Genomic DNA, 3,886 nt, shown 5'->3' with positions numbered 1-3,886 from the left:
AAAAGCTGTACAACGATTCACTCAGGGGTCCCGGGGCCTCGGAGTTGTGTATAAGGCCCAGGGAGGGCGCACCCGGGCAAGCCCGACCCTACGTGGGGCGGGCTTGCCCGGTTGCTCCCTCCCGGCGAAGAAGGGCGCCGACCGGCCCGGTCACCCGCCGTGTCCCGCGGCCGCCTCCACCCCCGGCTCCGCCGCCGTAGCCGCCGGCGCGGGCGCGGGGGCGCCCTGCTCCACTTCGGCCTGGGCCGCACCGGTCTGCGGCGCGACCGGAACCTCTGGTGCCACCTCCACCGGCAACGCCTCGGGCAATTCGTTGAACTCGGCCAGCGGACTCTCCGCCGGGCATTCGTCGTCGGGGAAGCCGAAGTCGCGCCGCAGCTGCAGGCCGCAGGCGTTGAGCGCGTAGACCCCGTCCTGCGTGCGGCAGCGTTCCTCGAACGCGCGCACCCACGCATCGCGGCGGCGCATGAAGTCGTCGCCGCACTTGTCCAGCAGGCGCACCCGGTCCAGGTCGTCCTGCGCGGCGTTGTTGCCGTCCAGCCCGTACATGCGCAGTTCCTCGCCGGTGAGCAGGCGCAGGCTGCGGTTAGGCACGGTCTTCATCACGTCGGCCAGCAGCGGCGAGGCACCGTTGCGTTCCAGGTACTCGCGGACCGTGGCGTACACCGCCTGCAGCTCGGTGTTGAGCTCGGTGCGACTGGTGGCGGTGGAGCTGAGGCGGATGATGCGGTGGATGCCGATGCGCCCGGCCAGGCGGCGGCTGTCGCCCCCGGCCAGGACGAACACGCAGGCGCTGTGGCACAGCGAGTCCTCGCGCACCCAGATCGTCCAGCGGTGGTTGGCGATGAAGTCGCCGGCGCGGATCGCGTCCTCGACCTGGCCGCCGGTGGAATCCAGGTCCAGCACGCGGCTGCCGATGCCCAGGCTGTCGGCGATCCGGGTCACCCGCTCCACCAGCGCGGTGAAGTCGCTGGCGATCTTGCCGCGGTAGCGCAGCCGCAGCACGTCCCCGGCGCGGCACGGCTCCAGCAGGTGGCGCAGGTTGGCGCGCGAGGGCGAAGGCACGACCTCGCCGTCGCCCTGGCGGTAATCCAGTCCGCAGTCGATCCAGGCCTGGCCCGACACCAGTTCGATCGGCGACCAGTCCGCCACCTTCACCGCAGGTGCGACCGGTGCAACGGGCGCAGGCTGCTCCGGCGTGACCACCGGCGCGCGGCTGACCGCGCCCCCCTCCTCCGGCGAGGCCACGGTCTGGGTTTCGATCCGCGCCACCGGTTCTTGCACGGCATCGCGGCCGCAGCCGGCCAGCAGGGACAGGCAGGCCAGGGCCAGGCAGGCGCGCAGGATGGGCATCACGGAAGCGGGCACGCAGGAATGGAACAGCGTCCAGTCTAGGCGCTGCAGCGCCCGTCCCGCCAACCGGCGATGAACGCGAAGCGCCCCCTCAGTGCAGCAGCGGCCACAGCACCAGCGCCAGGCCGGCCATGGCCACGGCCCAGACCAGCGAGCGCACGTAGGGAACGCCGGACAGGTACAGCGGCACGTACACCAGCCGTGCCCACAGGTACAGCTGCACGCCCAGGGCACTGGCCTCGCCGCCGCGGCCGCGGCCGCGGCCGCGGCCGCTCAGCGGGGACCGGATCGTCACCCGGCCTTGCCGCGTCCTGAACGCGGGCCGGCGCACGCTTGCGCCACCGGTGCCGGTGCGTCCATGTCGATCCATCGGCCCCCGGCCCGTCGTGCCGATGCAGGCGACATCGCCTGCAACCATTCCCGCTTCCCAGGAGACCCACCATGCCCTACGTCGATGGATTCGTGCTCGCCGTCCCGACCGCCAACAGGGAGAAGTTCCTCGCACACGCCCGCGAGTTCGACCCGATGTTCCTGGAGTTCGGCGCCACCCGCGTGCTGGAGTGCTGGGGCGACGACGTCCCGCGTGGCCAGGTCACCGACTTCTACCGTGCCGTGCAGGCCACCGACGACGAGACGGTGGTGTTCTCCTGGGTCGAATGGCCGGACAAGGCCACCCGCGACGCCGGCATCAAGAAGATGATGGAAGACCCGCGCATGGACCCGGCGGCCAACCCGATGCCGTTCGACGGCAAGCGGATGATCTTCGGCGGCTTCGACACGGCGTTCGAGCTGGGCCACTGAGCCGCTGGCGGCCCCGCGCCAGCCCGGCCGGATGTGGGTGGGCGCGTGGTTGTCGAGGTTGCGGCGCTAGCGCGCGCGCACGCCGAAGCCGGCGGCGAACTCCTCATGCTCCAGGTTGCCGTCCCCATTGCGGTCCAGCGCCTCGAAACGCATTTCCACGGCGCGGTAGACCTCGTCCTGGTCCAGCGCGCCATCGGCATCCAGGTCGGCGACCACGATGCGCTCGGCCGCGGTGGGACCGGCCGGGTTGGCATCGCCCAGGAACGTGGCCAGCTCTTCGGCGGAGATGCGCTTGTCGCCATTGGCGTCGATCGCCGCGAAGGCGGCATCGCCGTCGTATTCGTAGCGGCTGACCACGCCATCGCCGTTCACGTCGAGCGCGCTGAAGCGCGGCTTCGGGCCATCGGCCGGCGCCTGCTCGGCGCAGACCACGGGCGCCGCGAGGAACAGGGCGGACAAAAGAACGGAGCGTCGAACGACGGTGGCAGTCATGGCAGGGTTTCCCGGGTGAGCGGCGCAGCATATAGGATCGCCCGAACCGTTTCGCGACTCGGCAGACGGGCACCAGGCGCCTGGCCGGACGCGGCCTCGATCCTCGGAGCGAGCCTGCTGGTGCGGTATCACTGCATGTAGGCTTCGATATGAATCTTGCCAGCGGCGAAGTCCACGGTGCCAACGCCCCAAACCTGTCGCGTATTGACCCACTCATACCCGGAGGCGGCGGTGGTCAGCGCCACATTCTCGAGAAGATCGGCGACCGGCGCGGATGCCCGCGGCGTGGCAACCCCATCCGCGGAGAGGGCAATCCGGTGGCCGTCATCCGTTTCTATGACGGCGCGGATATCCAGATCTATCCGACCATCTGCACGCATCCGAGTAAAGTCGACTCCATGCACCCGCCCCGCCAATCGCCCTGTCGCGCGCCCCTCGAAGGCTACGTCCAAGCGAACCCCTTGCGGCGGGACTGGCGTTTGCCCCGAAAGAATAGCCTCTAGCGTGATGCCGTAATCGGTCACTCCCGTTACATCGAGACTGTACTCGTAGATCTTCTCGCCTCTCATGGATAGCTTCCCCTAATCAGTGCGAACTTGCTGCCGGAGCCGTCTGCGCCAGCAGTCTTGAGGCCTTGGCACTGGCTTAAGCCGCATGCTTCAAGACAGTTGCTGAATTAAGCCGACTTGCGAAGCGGGTTCGGCTTGAATGAGTAAAAAGGAAGCTCCCCATCCCTGCGGACAACCGCTCGGCCTCGAAGGCCATGATGGTTCTCACCATCGGTATATCTGGAGGAGGAGCTTCCCATGCGCACTATAACCATCGGTGTAGACCTGGCAAAACAGGTGTTTGCGGTGTGCTCGGTGGACGCGGCCGGGCGCGTGCAGGAGCGGCGCGAATTGGGCCGTTCGGCGTTCGGGCAGTGGCTGCCGCACCTGCCGGCCGGTACGGCTGTGGCGATGGAGGCGTGCAGCGGTGCGCACCACTGGGCACGACGTTGCCAGGACCACGGCCTGCAGCCGCAGCTGATGGCCGCCCAGTTCGTGGCCCCGTTCCGCAAGAGCCGCACCGCCAAGAACGACCGCAACGACGCCGAGGCGATCGCCACGGCGGCGACGTCCCCCCGCTTTCAGTAGCGGTCGGCTTTGGAGTCCGCGGTTAGGGTATCCGAGATGGTCAGGGTTTTGGCATAGGCTTCCGGGGTGAGCCCGCCGATTGCCTTCTTGGGTCGCTCCTCGTT

General features: G+C 69.0%; 5 protein-coding genes and 1 pseudogene. 2 read left to right on the top strand and 4 right to left on the bottom strand.

Annotated features, from left to right (window positions below; translation table 11 throughout):
- Positions 1-150 precede the first annotated feature (150 nt).
- Together CSC64_RS13705 and CSC64_RS13700 are read right to left on the bottom strand one after the other, a co-directional pair.
- The gene (locus tag CSC64_RS13705; RefSeq protein ID WP_238390050.1) at positions 151-1,353 is read right to left on the bottom strand and encodes a COG3904 family protein; all 1,203 of its coding nucleotides are present in this window, start codon (positions 1,351-1,353) and stop codon (positions 151-153) included.
- Between the two features lie 91 nt (positions 1,354-1,444).
- On the bottom strand, positions 1,445-1,648 hold the full coding sequence (locus CSC64_RS13700) for an MAPEG family protein (protein WP_162435886.1): 204 nt from the start codon (positions 1,646-1,648) through the stop codon (positions 1,445-1,447).
- A 146-nt stretch (positions 1,649-1,794) separates the two neighbouring features.
- Between CSC64_RS13700 and CSC64_RS13695 the strand changes: the two genes are divergently transcribed.
- Positions 1,795-2,154, top strand: coding sequence for a DUF1428 domain-containing protein (locus CSC64_RS13695; RefSeq protein WP_162435888.1), 360 nt, complete (start codon positions 1,795-1,797; stop codon positions 2,152-2,154).
- A gap of 66 nt (positions 2,155-2,220) precedes the next feature.
- Here CSC64_RS13695 and CSC64_RS13690 read toward each other — a convergent pair whose 3' ends face one another.
- Positions 2,221-2,646, bottom strand: coding sequence for a CREC-EF hand family protein (locus CSC64_RS13690; RefSeq protein ID WP_162435889.1), 426 nt, complete (start codon positions 2,644-2,646; stop codon positions 2,221-2,223).
- A 128-nt stretch (positions 2,647-2,774) separates the two neighbouring features.
- The gene (locus CSC64_RS13685; RefSeq protein ID WP_162435887.1) at positions 2,775-3,215 is read right to left on the bottom strand and encodes a DUF3237 family protein; all 441 of its coding nucleotides are present in this window, start codon (positions 3,213-3,215) and stop codon (positions 2,775-2,777) included.
- A gap of 237 nt (positions 3,216-3,452) precedes the next feature.
- On the opposite strand from CSC64_RS13685, the pseudogene CSC64_RS13680 reads away from it, so the two are divergent.
- Positions 3,453-3,761: pseudogene (locus CSC64_RS13680) on the top strand (IS110 family transposase); the annotation flags it as partial.
- Positions 3,762-3,886 lie beyond the last annotated feature (125 nt).

This window comes from Pseudoxanthomonas koreensis (assembly GCF_010093225.1).
Lineage (GTDB): Bacteria > Pseudomonadota > Gammaproteobacteria > Xanthomonadales > Xanthomonadaceae > Pseudoxanthomonas > Pseudoxanthomonas koreensis.
This window is presented reverse-complemented; position numbering and strand designations above follow the sequence as displayed.